This window comes from Mariniflexile maritimum, from assembly GCF_009746565.1.
Lineage (GTDB): Bacteria > Bacteroidota > Bacteroidia > Flavobacteriales > Flavobacteriaceae > Mariniflexile > Mariniflexile maritimum.
This window is the reverse complement of the sequence record NZ_WRPN01000002.1, coordinates 104,235-122,509: the sequence shown is the minus strand read 5'-3', so window position 1 is coordinate 122,509 and position 18,275 is coordinate 104,235. Positions and strand designations below refer to the sequence as shown.

12 protein-coding genes are annotated in these 18,275 nt (G+C 38.6%); 8 read left to right on the top strand and 4 right to left on the bottom strand.

Annotated elements, in window-relative coordinates:
- Positions 1–183: 183 nt before the first annotated feature.
- Entirely contained in the window at positions 184–2,013 is a 1,830-nt protein-coding gene (locus tag GQO80_RS03340) for a hypothetical protein (protein ID WP_157206916.1), read from the bottom strand.
- 377 nt (positions 2,014–2,390) lie between these two features.
- Between GQO80_RS03340 and GQO80_RS03335 the strand changes: the two genes are divergently transcribed.
- Entirely contained in the window at positions 2,391–4,979 is a 2,589-nt protein-coding gene (locus tag GQO80_RS03335) for a phosphoenolpyruvate carboxylase (protein WP_157206915.1), read from the top strand.
- Positions 4,980–5,017: 38 nt separating this feature from the next.
- Entirely contained in the window at positions 5,018–5,536 is a 519-nt protein-coding gene (locus tag GQO80_RS03330) for a hypothetical protein (protein WP_232333107.1), read from the top strand.
- A gap of 55 nt (positions 5,537–5,591) precedes the next feature.
- Here the strand turns inward: GQO80_RS03330 and GQO80_RS03325 are convergent, their stop codons facing one another.
- The 3 genes from GQO80_RS03325 to GQO80_RS03315 are packed head-to-tail and all read right to left on the bottom strand — an operon-like array spanning position 5,592 to position 8,204.
- Positions 5,592–6,827 (bottom strand): ammonium transporter, encoded by a 1,236-nt coding sequence (locus GQO80_RS03325; protein WP_157206914.1) that lies wholly within the window; start codon positions 6,825–6,827, stop codon positions 5,592–5,594.
- An 18-nt stretch (positions 6,828–6,845) separates the two neighbouring features.
- A complete protein-coding gene (locus GQO80_RS03320) occupies positions 6,846–7,184 on the bottom strand; it encodes a P-II family nitrogen regulator (RefSeq protein ID WP_157206913.1) in 339 nt (112 codons plus the stop codon).
- Between the two features lie 18 nt (positions 7,185–7,202).
- Complete coding sequence (locus GQO80_RS03315; protein ID WP_157206912.1) at positions 7,203–8,204, bottom strand: outer membrane beta-barrel protein; 1,002 nt, start codon at positions 8,202–8,204, stop codon at positions 7,203–7,205.
- Between the two features lie 459 nt (positions 8,205–8,663).
- Here GQO80_RS03315 and gltB point away from each other — a divergent pair, with 459 nt between their 5' ends.
- The 6 genes from gltB to GQO80_RS03285 all read left to right on the top strand — a co-directional run bounded on the left by gltB (position 8,664) and on the right by GQO80_RS03285 (position 18,275).
- Complete coding sequence (gene gltB, locus GQO80_RS03310; RefSeq protein ID WP_232333106.1) at positions 8,664–13,178, top strand: glutamate synthase large subunit; 4,515 nt, start codon at positions 8,664–8,666, stop codon at positions 13,176–13,178.
- A 4-nt stretch (positions 13,179–13,182) separates the two neighbouring features.
- A complete protein-coding gene (locus tag GQO80_RS03305; RefSeq protein WP_157206911.1) occupies positions 13,183–14,646 on the top strand; it encodes a glutamate synthase subunit beta in 1,464 nt (487 codons plus the stop codon).
- A 128-nt stretch (positions 14,647–14,774) separates the two neighbouring features.
- Positions 14,775–15,071 carry a hypothetical protein gene (locus tag GQO80_RS03300; RefSeq protein ID WP_157206910.1) on the top strand — a complete coding sequence of 99 codons (297 nt, stop codon included), beginning with the start codon at positions 14,775–14,777 and terminating at the stop codon, positions 15,069–15,071.
- 87 nt (positions 15,072–15,158) lie between these two features.
- Positions 15,159–16,751, top strand: a complete 1,593-nt coding sequence (locus GQO80_RS03295) for a SulP family inorganic anion transporter (RefSeq protein WP_157206909.1) — start codon at positions 15,159–15,161, stop codon at positions 16,749–16,751.
- Between the two features lie 11 nt (positions 16,752–16,762).
- Positions 16,763–17,590 carry a universal stress protein gene (locus GQO80_RS03290; RefSeq protein ID WP_157206908.1) on the top strand — a complete coding sequence of 276 codons (828 nt, stop codon included), beginning with the start codon at positions 16,763–16,765 and terminating at the stop codon, positions 17,588–17,590.
- A 52-nt stretch (positions 17,591–17,642) separates the two neighbouring features.
- On the top strand, positions 17,643–18,275 hold the full coding sequence (locus GQO80_RS03285) for a carbonic anhydrase family protein (protein ID WP_157206907.1): 633 nt from the start codon (positions 17,643–17,645) through the stop codon (positions 18,273–18,275).

The following is an 18,275-nucleotide window of genomic DNA, read 5'->3' as shown; positions in this document are numbered from 1 at the left end:
GTTGAAAAATAATTTTCAACAATCAACTAAAACCCGTTTAAATAACAAAAAAGACCCCACAGGTTTTTAAAAATCTGTGGGGTCTATATTTTAACTTCAACTACGTTTTTAGGCTACTATGCTCTCATCATTTTCGACTAAAAAACAACAAAAAGTCATTTCAAAAAAAAAACGCCCCAAAAATTATACCGCAATAGACTGTTTTAAATTTTTTAAAGCTACATTTTTAATTTCCAATCTTATTAGATTTAGTGTTTTTTCACCGTTATCCAACGCCATTATTACCTCATCCTTAATTTCTTGAAAATTATTTTTCAGGTTTTGGAACAAGGCCCTGTAATATGAAATGCCTTCGTTCAAGTTGGCGGTAAAGGTTTGCAGGTATTTCTCTTCCTTGGTCGTCATTGCCGCTTTAACTTCTTCCAATTTATTTTTCAAATAATCGATATAAATGGTAAGTTCCTTAATGAATATATTGGGGCGATCGGTTCGTGTTATCATGTTATCCCTTCCGTAAATATGATCGGTCATATTCTTTAAGCTCATTATTTTTGAGTAATAGGCCATGTTAGGGCCTGGGCAAATGGAAACGCCCTCGCCTTCCGTTTTGGTATCTAAATTATAGGCCAATAATGCCGATGTGCCCAAACCAACGCAGGTACATGATTTTTCGGTTATTTTATTGAATTGCGCCTCATAGTCTTTTGTTGAAAGTTCTTGCGCATCGAGTTCCTTTATTTTCAAATGTTGGTATTCCCGTGATGCGGTACACAATCCCTTCTCTTTAAACTCTTTATTTAATGCCACAAACTTTTTAGGACACGAGCTACCGGGCCTGCCTTTATCAATATTTCGTACTTTTTCTAGATCCTTGGTATTGTCTTTTAGGTTGTTAAACGGCACTCCCAATGGTGAAATATCACTTAAATACAAATCTTTTTCTTCTGCCAAAATCAATTTTTCCATCGTTTTTTCATCAACGGTGGTAGCTTCGGGCACCAATAAAAACGGGGTGCCCCAACCAATGGAATCCAGCGCGTATTCGTTAATTAAAAATTCGTGCTCTTCGTATGTGCCCACCCCACCTTGTGCGGAAATTTTTATTTGTAATGGTTCTTTTGAAACGGTTCGCCCTTGATTTTGTAATTCTTGGTTCACCATTGCTTCAATGCTGCTTCTTAGCTCTTCGCGCTTTTCTTTAAATTCTGCCAGCACCGGGCCTAATAAATACCCATCGGTCGCAAAGGCATGACCACCACAGTTTAATCCAGATTCGATACGGTATTCAGAAACCCAAAGGCCTTTTTTCGCTAAAAATTTACCTTGTATCAGCGCCGATCTATAATCGCTCACTTTTAAAATGATTTTCTTTTTAAAGGTGCCTGTTTCATTAGGGTAAAAATCGTCGAACTGACTCATATAAGCATACAAACGCGGATTCATTCCTGCCGATAACACCACCGACGATTGCAGTTTACTGTTTGCAAAACCGCGTAAAGCAGCGTGGGCATCGTTATATTCCACAGGTAATTTTTCGTTTTTAATATAGTTGTCTTTATCAACTTTCGTCATGATGTTTACATCTATACTGCCTTTGGTTAGGTTTTGGGCAATCCAGTTTTTAATTTCGGCAATGGTAAATCCTTTTTCAGAAAGTTTGCTAAACTCTTCTTTGATGGCCGAACTTGAAGGCAGCATATTGATATAAGCTTTTAGCTCTTCGCCTTTTTCGGCAGCCCCATGTTTTAAGGCTTCAAATTTTTTATCGACCAAATCGCTTATCAAGTTAAGGTACGATGTGATGCGTTTTGCCCTAAAATCTTCAATTTTATCGGTAATTTCAGTATAGGGCATCTCGAATTTTTCGCTGTACATCTTTCTTAATTTTTCCAGCAAAATATCATCTACCAAAGAAATCACAGAATCTATACCATATTGAGCCACTTTTAGGGGCGAATCGATTGTAAAACCAATGCCCATAACAGGAATATGAAATGAATGTATTTTTTTCATCTTTTAAATTTTTATATAAGTTGAGAACAGTGCTTTACAAGTACTTTACCATGAGCAGTGCAACTTAACGGTTTTTGTTTTTAGCAAGTGTTTTTTTATAAAAACAAAAACGCAAAATTATCTTTAAAACACTGCGCGAAATATGATAAATATCATATTTTAAACCTGTTTTGTTCGTAAACCACTTACGCTGGAATCGAATTTATGCCAATTTTAAAAGTTTTGTGCCATAAAAATTCCTATCAAGCGATGGTTTTTATTTAATTTTTCTCAATTTGGGTTGATGAATTAAAAAAAAACGATAAAATTTCAACAAGAAGGCCTTCGTTTATCAAAGCTTGCTTACTTTTATGGTTCATTTCAATAGAACTATCTGTATGTCTGTAGAGCCAAAACTAACACGATTTAAGCAAAACGTACTGTCAAAATACCAAATATACAACAGTATATTTATGACCTTGCCTTTTGACGCCATTACAAAAACTGGGGCATTGTTGCCATTATTCCATGAAACCTGTCAAACAGGATTTGCCAATGGCGACGATCCTACAACCATCGTTGATACTTTTTTTAACAAATACCAAGCCCGTCGCACCAAGGAAAGCCAAATAAATTTGCTGTTTCGCTTTATTCAATATATTGAAAGACAAGTAGTACTTTTTGACGCTGTTGAAGATGCCGCTTTCCCCATAGTAAACAATATGGAAGGCATTGGAACCCTGAGGAACTTAAAAGAATCGGCCGTTTCAAACAACAACCTAAAAGAACTGCAAAGCTATCTTGAAGAATTTAAGGTGCGTATTGTGCTAACCGCGCACCCTACGCAATTTTACCCCGGCTCGGTGTTGGGCATTATTACCGATTTAACCGAGGCCATCAAGAAAAATAACCTTTCGGAAATTAACAACCTGTTCGCCCAATTGGGAAAAACCCCGTTTTTCAAACATGAAAAACCAACGCCTTACGACGAAGCCAAAAGTTTGATTTGGTACTTAGAAAACGTTTTTTACCACTCGTTTGGCGAAATTTACAATTACATCCAACAAAATATTTACGATGATGGCAAAAAACACAACGAAATAATAAATGTTGGCTTTTGGCCCGGTGGCGACCGCGATGGCAACCCCTTTGTAAAACCCGATACCACCCTAAAAGTGGCACGCAAACTAAAACAGGCCATCTTAAAAAAATATTACGCCGATTTAAAAAACCTGCGCCGTAAACTTACCTTTAGGGGCGTTGAAGAGCGCGTGGTCCGACTTGAAACTATCTTGTACAACTACAGTATTAATTTGGATTATCCCGAAGCTATTACGGCAAAAGAGCTGCTCACCGAACTATTGAGCATTCGCAACCTTATTATTGAAGAATTCCAATCGTTGTACGTTACAGAAATAAATAGCTTAATTAACCGAATCCATATTTTTGGATACAGTTTCGCTACCTTGGACATTAGGCAAGATAGCCGCATACACAACGCGGTTTTTTCAACCGTTATAAATTATTTAATTGATAAAGGCCACGGTTCCTTCCCAAAAAATTACAACGATTTAACTGAAGAGGAACAAATTAAAATTTTATCGGAAGCAAAAAACGAAACCATTGACATCAATGCATTTGAGGATGAAATGGTTTACAATACCCTAAAATCCATCGAGGTTATAAAGGAAATCCAACAATCAAACGGCGAGCGTGGTGCCAACAGGTACATTATAAGCAACAACCAAACCGCTTTAAACGTAATGCAATTGTTTGCAATGCTGAAAATGGTAGCGTTTAAAGACCATTTAACCGTTGATGTAGTGCCGCTTTTTGAAACCATTGACGATTTGGAAAACGCGCCCAAAGTAATGGAGCAACTTTATACAAACCCAGCGTACATGGCCCATTTAAAAAACCGAGGCAAAAAACAAACCATCATGCTCGGTTTTTCCGATGGCACCAAAGATGGCGGTTATTTAATGGCAAACTGGGGTATCTATAAAGCCAAGGAACTGCTTACAGAAATGTCGCGCAAATACGATATTACGGCTATCTTTTTTGATGGTCGTGGTGGCCCACCAGCACGTGGTGGCGGAAAAACGCATCAATTTTATGCATCCTTAGGCCCAAAAATTGAAGATAAAGAAGTGCAATTAACCATTCAAGGACAAACCATAAGCTCCAATTTTGGAACTTTGGACTCATCGCAATACAACCTCGAACAATTAATAAGTTCGGGCATGTTCAACCGTTTGGCAAGTAAAAAACATGAACTATTGGGTGAAGACCGCAAGGTTATGATCGATTTGGCCGAAACAAGTTACACCGCATATAAAAATTTTAAAAGCCACCCCATGTTCATTCCGTATTTAGAGCGTATGAGCACCTTAAAATATTATGCCAAAACCAATATAGGCAGTAGGCCATCAAAACGAGGATCTTCAGATAAATTGGTTTTTTCAGATTTACGTGCCATTCCTTTTGTAGGTTCCTGGAGCCAATTAAAGCAAAACGTTCCCGGGTTTTTTGGCGTTGGTACGGCATTAAAAAAATATGAGGAAAACGGCGAGTTCCATAAAGTTGAGGCGCTTTACAAAAATTCAAAATTCTTTAAAACGCTATTGGAAAACAGCATGATGAGTTTAACGAAATCGTTTTTCGACTTAACCAAATACATGTCGAAAGATGCCGAGTTTGGCGAGTTTTGGAACATTATTTACAGCGAGTACATTACAACCAAAACTTTATTGCTAAAACTTACGGGATACAAGGAATTAATGGAAAACGAACCTTCGGGAAAAGCATCAATTGATGTAAGGGAATCCATTGTGCTACCATTACTTACCATACAGCAATACGCCCTTAAAAAAATTCAAGAATTAGAAAAAGACCCCGTTTCAAACGAAGAGGAAATCAAGATTTTTGAAAAAATTGTAACGCGTTCATTGTTTGGGAATATTAATGCCAGCAGGAATTCGGCGTAATTTTAAGCACCAATTCGCCCTGTAAAATAATAGATTCAGTGAACATTGAATTTAAAGAAACCCAAACATTCACCCAATGGTGGCTTTGGCTCCTTTTGGCTGGCCTAAGCGTTATTCCCGTTATGGGCATCTACAAACAATTGATTTTGGGCGAACCCTTTGGTAATAACCCCATGAGCGATCTTGGACTTATCCTGTTTTCCGCATTTGTTTTTTCCTTAATCGTTTTGTTTTGGGTGATGAATTTAAAAACCGAAATCGACCAACATGAAATTAGAATCCAATTCTTTCCATTATTTGTAAAAAAACAAGTGAAATGGCAGGACGTAAAATATGCTGAAATTCTGAATTATGGCTTTGTTGGTGGTTGGGGCATAAGGTTTTGGACAAAATATGGTACTGTTTATAACACAAAAGGCAATAAAGGGTTGGCCATTGAACTGAATGATGGTAAGAAATTTTTAATAGGCACACAAAAAGAAACCGAACTCCAACGTGTTTTAGAAAAGATTTTAAACAACCGAAAACTATCTTTCGTGCCGAACAATAAAAACTAAAAGGAGCCTCGATAAAGAAGCTCCTTTTTAATATTTTTAAATGAATGAAACGTGATTAGGTATTCTCATTCAATCTAAAATCCGGATAGGCGTCCATACCGTGCTCATGGCCATCCAAACCTTCCAATTCCTCTATTTCTGAAACGCGTAGGCCCATGGTTTTCTTCAATATAATAAGAATGATAAAAGAAGACCCCAAACACATCACCGCGTAACAGATGATACCTATCAACTGACTTATAATTTGATCGAAACCTGCCAATTTTCCAAAGAAACCAACCGCCAAGGTACCCCATAAACCGCAAACCAAATGTACCGCAATGGCTCCAACGGGGTCGTCCAGTTTTATTTTATCAACACAAGCCACCGCCAAAACAATAATGGCACCGGCAATAGAACCTATTAAAATGGCATCGGTAGGACTCATTTGGTCGGCACCGGCGGTAATTGCTACCAAGCCACCAAGAATACCGTTTAAAAACATGGTTAAATCTAAGTTTTTATAAACCGCCGTTGAAACCAACATGGCCACAACCCCACCAGATGCAGCAGCCAAACAGGTAGTAACAAGCGTTAAAGAAGTTAATCCGGGATCAGCTGAAAGCACCGAACCACCATTAAACCCAAACCATCCCAACCATAAAATAAGTACGCCCGCTGTGGCTAAAGGCAAATTATGCCCAGGGATTGCTTGGGGCTTGCCATCAACAAACTTCCCGATACGCGGACCCAACAACCAAACGGCTACCACCGCTGCCCAACCCCCTACGGAATGTACCAAGGTAGAACCTGCAAAATCGTAAAACGGGGTTTCCATGGTTTGTAAAAACCCGCCGCCCCATTTCCAAGAGCCTGCAATGGGGTACACCAAACCAACATAAAATATGGTAAATATCATGAAGGGTACAATTTTAACACGTTCGGCTACGGCGCCCGATACAATGGTAGCGGCCGTAGCGGCAAACATCCCTTGAAACAAGAAGTCGGTCCAATAGGTATAACCTTGATTATAGGTTAAATCCAATAACCCTTCTGGGGTTACGGGTGAAGTAAGCCCAAATCCTGAAAATCCTAAAACACCATTAAAGGCTCCGGGATACATTAAGTTAAACCCAATTAAACAATATAGTAAAAGCCCGATACAGACTATAAATACATTTTTAAATAAGATGTTAATCGTGTTTTTTTGTCTTGTTAAGCCAATTTCTAAGAGCGAAAACCCTAAGTGCATAAAAAAGACGAGTGCTGTACAGATCATCATCCATACGTTATTGGTTGTTAATATTTCCATGTGTATAAGTTTTAAAATTTATCTTAAGGTTTCCCCGCCTTTTTCTTTTGTTCGTATTCTGTAACATTCCTGAATGTCCGACACGAATATTTTGCCATCCCCAACTTCGCCGGTTGCGGCAGCATCTAATAGAGTTTTAATGGTGATTTCCTCAAAATCGTCATTCACCACTATGGACAAGTACCTTCGCTGAATATCGCTAGTGCTGTACGAGATACCACGATATACATGACCTTCTTTTTCATTTCCAATGCCCGTAACATCCCAATAGGAGAAAAAGGTTACTCCCACGCTGTGCAGTGCATTTTTCACAACACCAAACTTGGATTTTCTAATAATTGCTTCAATTTTTTTCATCGTTGTTTGCTTTAAGGTTTAAAATGAATAAATGGCTGCCAAGGTAAATGCTGCCAAACTTTTTGTTGGTGCCAAATCGTTATCGAAATACACATCTTCGCTATTTGAATCTAACCTAATCTCTGGTTTGATGATTAAATTTTCTATGGAATAGCTGCCTGTTAAAGTGAGGGCGAATACATTTGGATCGTCTGAAACGCCATCAATCATCTGGCTGAAATACTCACCTCTCAAACCTACTGAGAACGAATCGGAAGCAGCAAGTTGCGGATAGAGAGCAACACCATAAAACCCATTGCCTTCGTTATCGGCATAAGCGCCATTGATGCCTAGGAAGAATGAATCGGTGAGGTCGAAGCCGCCGGTATAATCGATTTCAAAACCTAATTTGGCCTTGTCGTCATAATATAAGTTCAAAAACTGTCCGGCATAACCTAATTGAGCGCCCAACGCATATTTTCCGGTAAGGTTGCTGTTTTCATCGGTTACGTTCATGGCCGCTACCATCAGGCTGAAATCTTCAGACAGCGAGAAATCGGCCTTCAAACCAACATGCGAAAAAGGGCCACTTGAGAACAAGTACGAAGTACTATAGTTAAAGTTAACAGCAGGTGAGATGACCTCATAGCCTAAATAAGTATTAAAACGCCCCATGGTTAACTTGGTACTTTCGGATACGTTCCAATAGGCATACAATTGGTTTAAATTAAAACCTCCAGTGGCGGCATCGGCCCTGGGGCCAAAGGCAACATCGGCTACAACGCCCGTTTTCTCGCCTTCGTATTTTGCAATTAGGTTTGCCATGCCCAAAGCAAAACCTGTTTCGTTGGCAAACGAAGTTCCAAACGATTGGAAAGCATCGCCATCGTCGCCAAAAATGGCTTTATCGGTTGATGTGATATTGGTTTGGTAATAAGCATCAACCGTTCCGCTTATAGAAACTTTTTTTGCAGGGGCTTCTTCTTGGGCCAATGCAACCGTAGCTATAAAAAGCATTGAAAGTGTCATTAATCTTTTCATAATGTTTAAATTTTAAGTTATTAATTATTGGTTACGTTCTTTAAGAATGTTGTAAAACTATATTAAAAAATATTTATACCCATAAAAAATAGGGGTTATTGAATAACTTTTATTATATATATATTTTTATACCCTATTTTTTTAAGGGTATAAATTTAATTTTTACATTTTTTAAGTATTTAACAAATTGCATTTGCTTCATTAATCGTTTTTTTTCCAATACAGCCTCTATTTCTGCCTCATATAATTTTTGATGATTCTTATTCAGCAATCCTTATTTATTCTCAATTAAAAGCGATTAAGTATTTATTAAAAAATGAGTTTATTATTGATATATCATTATTTTAAGCGCGACTTCGCTCCTAAAATCGAAATAATGAATTGTGCCCTATTGTTATTCAAAAACTAGGTTATACCTTAGCGTTCCAACTCAAATTTTTAAACCAATATTTGTTGATTATGCTGAAGAAACAAGGAATGTATTCGCCTGAATTTGAACACGAAAATTGTGGTGCCGGTTTTATTTGTAATCTTAAAGGAGAGAAAACAAATCAAATCATTCACGATGCGCTTGAAATCCTGGTGAAATTAGAGCACCGTGGCGGTGTAAGTGCCGATGGAAAAACGGGCGATGGCGCTGGTTTGTTAATTGATATCCCCCACGATTATTTTAAACGCGTATGCAATTTTACACTTCCAGCCCAACGGGAATATGCTGTTGGTATGGTATTCTTGCCCAAAACACCCAATCAATACCAATATTGTAAGGACACTTTTGAAAAAGAAATAAAAGCACAGGGACTTGCTGTTTTAGGATGGCGAAAAGTACCCGTAGATTCCTCTCAATTGGGGGAAATTGCCTTAGCCTCGGAACCAACCATCGAACAGCTTTTCATTGGCAAGACCGAAAGCATTACCGAAGCTGTATTTAAGTCAAAACTCTACATGGCCCGAAAAATAACCGAACATACCATCCGGTTATCGAAGGTTTCCGAAAGCAATTATTTTTATGTGCCCAGTTTATCCACAACTACCTTAATTTACAAAGGCATCATCATGCCCGAGGACATTGGCCCCTACTACACCGATTTACAACAACCCGACCTTGTAACGCGTTTGGCCTTGGTGCACCAGCGTTTCTCTACCAACACCATGCCTACCTGGGAACTGGCACAACCGTTTCGATACATGTGCCAAAACGGCGAAATAAACACCCTGCGCGGTAACGTAAGCAGAATGCGCGTACGCGAGGAAATTATGAAAAGTGAGGTTTTTGGCCCACAAATAGAAAAACTGTTCCCCATTATTTTACCCGGAAAATCAGATTCTGCATCCATGGATATGGTGGTAGAGCTCTTAACGCATACCGATCGATCGCTTCCAGAAATTATGATGATGATGATTCCAGAAGCGTGGGAAAAGCACAAAACCATGTCCGAGGAACGTAAAGCCTTTTACGAATACAACGGGTGCATCATGGAACCATGGGATGGGCCTGCATCGGTGCCCTTTACCGATGGCGATTATATTGGTGCCTTACTAGACAGAAATGGCTTAAGACCTTCCAGATATACCATCACAAAAAGCGGCAAATTAATCATGGCTTCTGAAATTGGCGTGGTAGATTTTGCGCCAGAAGACGTTGAAAGACATGGCAGATTGGAACCCGGAAAAATGTTCTTGGTGGACATGAATGAAGGGCGCATTATTGAAGATGAAGAAATTAAAAACAAAATTGTTCGCGAACGCCCTTACAAAAAATGGCTTGACCAAACACGTTTGCATTTAAAGGACGTGCCTTACACCAACGAAACCTGCCCTATAGAAACCATCGACATCAAAACACGACAACGTTTATTTAATTATACGTTTGAAGATATTCAAGAAGTTATCACGCCCATGGCGGTTTCTGGAAAAGAAGCCTTGGGCTCTATGGGAACCGATACGCCCCTAGCGGTTTTATCGGATAGGCCCCAATTAATTTCAAATTACTTTAAACAATTGTTCGCCCAAGTTACCAACCCGCCCTTGGATGGTATTCGCGAGGAAATTGTTACCGATATCAGCCTAAATCTTGGAAAAGACCGTAATATTTTCAGCATCACTGAACGACAGTGTAGAAAACTGCGAATACAAAACCCCGTTATTTCCAATGCCGATTTAGAAAAAATTAGAACCATTACCATTGAAAGCTTTAAAGCGGAAACCTTTCAAATGCTATACCCAAAAGCACAAGGGCTCAACGGTTTGGAAGATGCCTTGGAAGATTTGATCGTACAAGTCTCAAAAGCGATTGATAACGGTGTGAACATCATCATCTTGTCCGATAGGGGCGTTAATAAAGAGTTTGCGCCCATGCCAGCACTTTTAGCCTGCTCGTACGTTAACCATCAAATGAACCGCTTGCGCAAACGCTCCTATTTCGATATCATCATCGAATCGGCAGAACCACGCGAACCGCATCATTTTGCTACTTTATTTGGTTATGGCGCAAGTGCCATCAACCCCTATATGGTTACCGAAATTATCAGAATGCAAGTGAAGGAAGGCTTCATTACCGGTATTGATGAAGATAAGGCCGTGAACAACTTCAACAAAGCCATAGGTTCTGGTATCTTAAAAATTATGAACAAAATAGGCATCTCAACGCTTCATTCGTACCGAGGTTCCCAAATTTTTGAAATAGTAGGTTTCAATTCTCAATTCGTTGAAAAATACTTCCCTTACACCACATCACGTATTGAAGGTATCGGTTTGTATGAAATAGAAAAAGAAATCAACGAGCGTTACAAATACGCGTATCCTGACAATTTAATAGACAAACGTTTAGGCCTTAATATTGGTGGCGATTACCGATGGAGACGCAATGGCGAACGCCACATGTTTAACCCAACAACGGTTGCCAAATTACAACAAGCGGTTAGGTTAAGCGACCAAGCTAGCTATGATGTGTATGCAAAAGCCGTCAACGAACAGGCCGAAAATTTAATGACCATCCGTGGGTTGTTTGAATTTGATAAATTAAACCCCATTCCGTTGGATGAAGTAGAACCTTGGACGGAAATTGTAAAACGTTTCAAAACAGGGGCCATGTCGTATGGTTCCATTTCTAGGGAAGCGCACGAAAACCTAGCCATAGCCATGAACCGTATTGGCGGAAAATCGAATTCCGGTGAAGGTGGCGAAGACCGAAAACGTTTCCACCCCGACTTAAATGGCGATAGTCGTAATTCGGCCATCAAGCAGGTAGCATCCGGCAGGTTTGGTGTTACTTCACATTATTTAACCAATGCGAAGGAAATTCAAATTAAAATGGCACAGGGCGCAAAACCCGGTGAAGGCGGGCAATTACCGGGCGAAAAAGTATTGCCATGGATTGCAGCGGCACGTAATTCAACCCCTTTTGTTGGATTGATTTCACCGCCACCGCATCACGATATCTATTCTATTGAAGATTTGGCACAATTAATTTTCGACCTTAAAAATGCCAATCGCGACGCCAGAATCAATGTAAAACTGGTTTCTGAAGTGGGCGTAGGCACTATTGCCGCTGGTGTAGCCAAAGCCAAAGCCGATGTCGTGTTAATTGCAGGCTATGATGGCGGTACGGGAGCATCCCCGCTAACCTCCTTAAAACATGCAGGTTTGCCTTGGGAACTTGGTTTAGCCGAAGCACAGCAAACCTTGGTTTTAAACAATTTAAGAAGCAGAATTATAGTTGAATGTGATGGGCAATTAAAAACAGGGCGCGACGTAGCCATTGCTGCCTTATTAGGTGCCGAAGAATTTGGTTTTGCCACCGCTCCATTGGTTGCTTCGGGCTGTATTATGATGCGTAAATGCCACTTAAATACCTGTCCGGTTGGTATCGCTACCCAAGACAAGGAATTGCGTAAAAACTTTAAGGGAACACCAGAGCACGTTATAAATTTCTTCTACTATATTGCGGAAGAATTAAGAGGTATCATGGCGCAATTGGGCTTTAGAACCTTAGCGGAGATGGTAGGACAAACGCATAAAATAAACGCCAACAAAGCCATATCGCACTACAAAGCAAAAGGGTTGGATTTATCGGCTATCCTACACCGCCCCGAAGCCTACAAAACCATGCCCCTTAGAAATACCGAAGCCCAAGACCATCACTTGAACGATGTGCTTGATTTTCACATATTAAAGGATTCGCACAGGGCGTTGTACAGAAAAGAAAAGATGACGTTAAGCTACCCAATACACAATACCGATAGAACCGTTGGTGCCATTGTAAGTAACGAAATATCTAAAATATATGGTCATCTTGGGTTGCCTGAAGACACTTTAAACATCAACTTTACAGGGTCTGCGGGCCAAAGTTTTGGTGCTTTTGGAGCCAATGGCTTAACCTTTACGCTTGAAGGCAATACGAATGATTACTTAGGAAAAGGCTTATCGGGAGCAAAATTAATAGTAAAAAAGCCCGCCAAAGCCACTTTTGTTGCCGAAGAGAACATAATTGTAGGCAACGTTTGTTTGTTCGGCGCCATTGAAGGTCAAGCCTACATAAACGGTATTGCTGGCGAACGCTTTGCGGTTCGTAACTCGGGTGCCATTGCCGTTGTTGAAGGTGTTGGCGACCATGGTTGTGAATACATGACAGGCGGAAAAGTAGTCGTTCTTGGTAAAACAGGCAGAAACTTCGCCGCAGGCATGAGTGGCGGCATCGCGTATGTTTACGACCCCGAAAATAAATTCACAAACGGATTATGCAATACGGAATCCATTGAATTTGAGCCCGTTTTAAATGAAGATGCCAACGATTTAAAGACCCTAATTGAAAACCATGTACGTTACACCCATAGTAACAGAGGCAAGGTATTATTAACCAATTGGGAATCTAGCTTGAAAAACTTCGTAAAAGTAATGCCTACGGAATACAAACGTGCCTTAAAACGTTTAGAGACCGAAGAACAAATGGTAGAAGAATTAACAATAGCATAAGGTCATGGGAAAGATAACAGGATTTAAAGAAATTGAAAGACACGATGAAAACAACATGCCCGTAAAAGAGCGTGTTAAACATTATAATGAATTTACAATAGAACTTAGCGAGAAAGAAAAAACCGAACAAGGTTCCCGCTGTATGGATTGCGGTATTCCGTTTTGCCATAGCGGTTGCCCCCTTGGCAACCTCATCCCCGATTTTAACCACATGGTACACCAAGGCGAATGGCAAAAGGCTTCTTGGTTATTACATGCCACAAATAATTTTCCTGAATTTACAGGCCGTTTATGCCCTGCACCCTGTGAAAAATCGTGTGTATTGGGTATAATTTCCGACCCCGTTTCAATAGAAAATATTGAAAAAAATATCGTAGAACGCGCGTTTAAAGAAGGTTGGATAAAACCGCAACCGCCAAAAACGCGCACCGGAAAAACCATAGCCATTGTTGGTTCTGGGCCCGCAGGTTTAGCGGCAGCCCAACAATTAAACAGGGCAGGACATACCGTTACCGTTTTTGAACGCGATGATAAAGTTGGCGGCTTACTGCGATATGGCATTCCGAATTTTAAAATGGAAAAAGGGATTATAGACCGAAGAGTTGCCATTTTAGAAGCTGAAGGCATCGTATTTAAAACCAATGTGAATGTGGGCGTTAACTTTGATGCCAACCAACTAAAAGATTTTGATGCCGTGGTATTATGCGGCGGCGCTACCCTAAAAAGAGGGTTACCAACACCAGGTGCCGATGCCGATGGTGTGGTACAAGCTATGGATTTCTTAACCCAACAAACCAAAGTATTGTTTGGGCAAAAAGTGGAAAATCAGGTTTTGGCAACCAATAAACACGTGATAGTTATTGGTGGTGGCGATACCGGTTCCGATTGTGTGGGTACATCAAACCGCCAAGGTGCAAAATCGGTCGTTAATTTTGAAATTATGCCAAAACCCCCAGGATACCGTTCGCCAACAACACCTTGGCCTTTTTGGCCTTTACAGTTAAAAACATCCTCATCGCACGAGGAAGGTGTTGAAAGAAACTGGTTAATCAATACCAAAGAGTTTATAAAAGACGCCAACGGCAAATTAATAGCCTTAAAAACGGTTAATGTGGAGTGGAAAATGGAACTGGGTGAACGTCCGCAATTAATAGAAATTGAAGGCACCGAGAAAACATGGCCGTGTGATTTGGCTTTACTAGCTTTAGGATTTACAGGGCCGGAAAGCACCATTGCAGACCAATTGGGCATTGAAACAGACGCACGTTCCAACTATAAGGCAGCATACGGTAAATATCAAACCAACATCCCTAATATTTTTACGGCAGGTGATATGCGCAGGGGCCAATCGTTAATTGTTTGGGCCATTTCTGAAGGTCGGGAGGCCGCACGCCAAGTGGATATTTTCTTAATGGGAAAATCTGATTTACCTACTAAAAATGAAACGGGTGATTTAGTGGCTTTATAAAATACCAAAAACCGAAAAACTCCTTTTTATGCGCCTAAAAAGGAGTTTTCATTTTAAATTAATTTAAACTTTATTTAACACTTTTAAGAGCCCTTAATTTTTATATTTGGCTTTTTTAAAAAAAATAGATGCATAAAAAGGCAATAGCAATATTTTTTACAACACTATTTATGGCGCTTATTATCGCGCCTTCAGTAATTGTTGCACTAGATGATTCTATTGATACTTCTATATTTTATTCAATAACAGAAGAAGAGGAAAATGGCAAAGTGAAAAATTTAGTTTCTCCTTTTTCTTTAATTAATAACGATAATATTTCACATTTTAACTTAAAGGGTTCTCAGTTTTTTAATTATAGATTTAAAACCTATCCTAAACCGCATCTCAATTTAATATCCCCGCCCCCAGAACACTTCATATTATAATTTTCGGCTTTATAGATTTTTCGAAAAATATAAATTTCACGTTTAACCCCTTTTGATTATACTCAAGAGGTAAAAAATTATTATAATATGTTTAAAACTATTAAAAACGACTTGCCTGCAAGTATCGTAGTATTTTTTGTTGCCTTGCCATTATGTTTAGGAATCGCTCTTGCCAGTGGAGCACCACTGTTTTCAGGAGTAATAGCTGGAATTGTTGGAGGAATTGTTGTTGGAGGATTAAGTGGCTCTAAAGTGGGCGTAAGCGGGCCAGCAGCAGGTTTAGCCGCCATTGTACTAACCGCCATTGGCGCTTTAGGCGGTTATCAAAATTTTCTAGTAGCGGTAGTAATAGCTGGTATCATTCAAATTATATTTGGAATACTTAAGGCTGGAGTTATTGGTTATTATTTTCCATCGTCGGTTATTAAAGGCATGCTTACCGGTATTGGAATCATCATTATTTTAAAACAAATTCCACATTTTTTTGGCTATGATGCCGAACCAACGGGAGCGGATAGCTTTATGGCAGCATCAGGTGAAAACACTTTTAGTGCCATATTAAACATTACTAACAACATTACTTTAGGACCACTATTAATTGGCACTATTGGATTAACTATCATTCTGTTTTGGGATGTAGTGCTTTCTAAAAAAGCGAAAATTTTTCAAGTAATACAAGGCCCTTTAGTAGCTGTTGTAATAGGAATTATTTATGTATTTGTAACAAATGGCAATACTGGTTTGTCTATTTTACCAAAACACTTGGTGAGTGTACCGATTCCTGAAGACGCGACCACCTTTTTTAATCAATTCAGTTTTCCAAATTTTGCTGCCATTACCAATACTGAGGTTTGGGTTGTTGCTTTTACCCTCGCGTTAGTGGCAAGTTTAGAAACTTTATTGTGCGTGGAGGCCTCAGATAAACTGGATCCAGAAAAAAACGTTACTCCTACCAATAGAGAGCTATTTGCACAAGGTGCCGGAAACATCGTTTCTGGCTTAATTGGCGGTTTACCAATAACACAAGTAATAGTAAGAAGTTCTGCAAATGTACAATCTGGAGGGAAAAGCAAATTATCAACTATCGTTCATGGCTTCCTCTTATTGGTTTCTGTGATATTAATTCCACGTTTGCTTAACATGATTCCATTATCGGTATTAGCGGCTATTTTGTTGGTGGTAGGGTATAAGCTAGCTAAACCGTCTTTATTCAAAAAAATGTACAATTTAGGCTGGAAACAGTGGGTCCCATTTTTCGCAACCGTAGCTGGTATCATCTTTACAGATTTATTAGTAGGCATCAGTTTAGGGCTTTTGGTAGGCATAGTCGTTATTTTATTAAAAAGCTACCAAAACTCTCACTTTCTTCATATTGAAGATAAAAGTAATGGGAAGCATAAAATAAAAATGACCCTTGCTGAAGAAGTTACCTTTTTTAATAAAGGAGCCATTCTTAAAGAATTGGATAGTTTACCACGAGATACTTATTTAGAAATCAATCTGATAAAAACCAGGTATTTAGACAACGATGTTATCGAAATCTTAGAAGATTTTCTATATAAAGCAAACGAAAGAAACATCGATATCAAGCTAGTTTCAAAACGAGGCATTATTGAAAATCCGGCAAGTTTTATAAGATTCTTTAATGAAAGACCAAAATCAGAATTAAGCTTAAGTTAAAATTAAATATCATGAAAAAAAATAAATATAAAATTTTAGTGCTTTCTGATATGAAAAAATCAACGAGCACGGTTTTAAAAAGTGCCGTTAGTTTGGCAAAAATGATCAATGGTGATATTCAAATGTTTTATGTTCGAAAACCTACCGACATCGTAGCAAAAGAAAATCAACTTTCAGCAATGAGAACCATCAACAAAGAGTATCATAAAACAGAAAAGCAAATACAGGACATTATCGAACCTATTTCGAATGAATATGGCTTGAACATTCAGTCTTCTTTTTCATTCGGAAATGTAAAAGATGAAATTCTATTGTACATTAAAGAGCACAAACCAGATATTATTGTTTTAGGAAAAAGAAAATCCAAAACCTTAAATATCATTGGAGATCGTGTTACCGATGTAATTTTAAAAACATTTGAAGGAGTTATAATGATAGCTGATAGCAAAAATGCCTTAGAACCGAATGACGCATTATCATTAGGCGTTTTAAATAACGTTAAAAATGCTTTTAACGTAGATTTTGCCGAAAATTTAATCGTAAACGCTCAAAAACCACTTAAATCGTTCAAAATAATTAAAAATTCAACCGATTTAAAAGAAACAAAAAGTAGTTTGTCAGAAATAGATACTTTAGAATATGTGTTTGAATCAAACGATAATGCCTTAAATAACATCTCTAAATACCTGGTAAAAAGTCGTGTTAATTTGTTATGTTTAAATAGAGATAAACAGCAAACAAGAAAAACAGAACCTTTAAATTCTAGTATTAAAGATTTGGTAAATAAACTTAATGTCTCTGTTTTATTAACAGGAACGCAGCATCAAATAATACGATAACCTCATTACAGATTTATAAAAAAATTAATTAAATTTTAAAAGTAAAAATATTATGAAAGCACACACAAGAGAAACACAGGCTACTATGACGCCGCAAAAGTCGTTACAATTTTTAAAAGAAGGAAATCAAAGATTTCAAAATAATTTAAAAGCAAACCGTAATTTATTAGAACAGGTTAATGATACCAGCGATGGCCAATTTCCATTTGCTACCATATTAAGCTGTATAGATTCCAGAGTATCGGCAGAATTGGTTTTCGATCAAGGCTTGGGTGATATTTTTAGTGTACGCATCGCTGGAAACTTTGTTAACGAAGATATATTAGGCAGTATGGAGTTTGCCTGCAAACTGGCTGGCACAAAACTTATTGTTGTTTTAGGCCATACCAGTTGCGGAGCGGTAAAAGGCGCTTGCGACGGTGCTAAAATGGGTAATTTAACAAAACTTATTGAAAAAATAACGCCGGCCGTAAACGCTGTTACAGAACCTAAAGATGCCAGTTTAAGAAACTCCAAAAATCTGGACTTTGTAGATAACGTAGCAGAAAAAAACGTACTGTTAACTATCGACCGCATTCACGCTGAAAGTCCTATCCTTACAGAGATGGAAAAAAATGGCGAGATCTTGATTGTAGGGGCCATGTACGACATCAATACAGGTGAAGTTAATTTTTTTGAACACTAG

Coding starts and splice junctions, on each gene's coding strand:
- GQO80_RS03340 (WP_157206916.1), bottom strand. CDS start 2,013: ATGAAAAAAATACATTCATTTCATATTCCTGTTATGGGCATTGGTTTT.
- GQO80_RS03335 (WP_157206915.1), top strand. CDS start 2,391: ATGTCTGTAGAGCCAAAACTAACACGATTTAAGCAAAACGTACTGTCA.
- GQO80_RS03325 (WP_157206914.1), bottom strand. CDS start 6,827: ATGGAAATATTAACAACCAATAACGTATGGATGATGATCTGTACAGCA.
- GQO80_RS03320 (WP_157206913.1), bottom strand. CDS start 7,184: ATGAAAAAAATTGAAGCAATTATTAGAAAATCCAAGTTTGGTGTTGTG.
- GQO80_RS03315 (WP_157206912.1), bottom strand. CDS start 8,204: ATGAAAAGATTAATGACACTTTCAATGCTTTTTATAGCTACGGTTGCA.
- gltB (WP_232333106.1), top strand. CDS start 8,664: ATGCTGAAGAAACAAGGAATGTATTCGCCTGAATTTGAACACGAAAAT.
- GQO80_RS03305 (WP_157206911.1), top strand. CDS start 13,183: ATGGGAAAGATAACAGGATTTAAAGAAATTGAAAGACACGATGAAAAC.
- GQO80_RS03300 (WP_157206910.1), top strand. CDS start 14,775: ATGCATAAAAAGGCAATAGCAATATTTTTTACAACACTATTTATGGCG.
- GQO80_RS03295 (WP_157206909.1), top strand. CDS start 15,159: ATGTTTAAAACTATTAAAAACGACTTGCCTGCAAGTATCGTAGTATTT.
- GQO80_RS03290 (WP_157206908.1), top strand. CDS start 16,763: ATGAAAAAAAATAAATATAAAATTTTAGTGCTTTCTGATATGAAAAAA.
- GQO80_RS03285 (WP_157206907.1), top strand. CDS start 17,643: ATGAAAGCACACACAAGAGAAACACAGGCTACTATGACGCCGCAAAAG.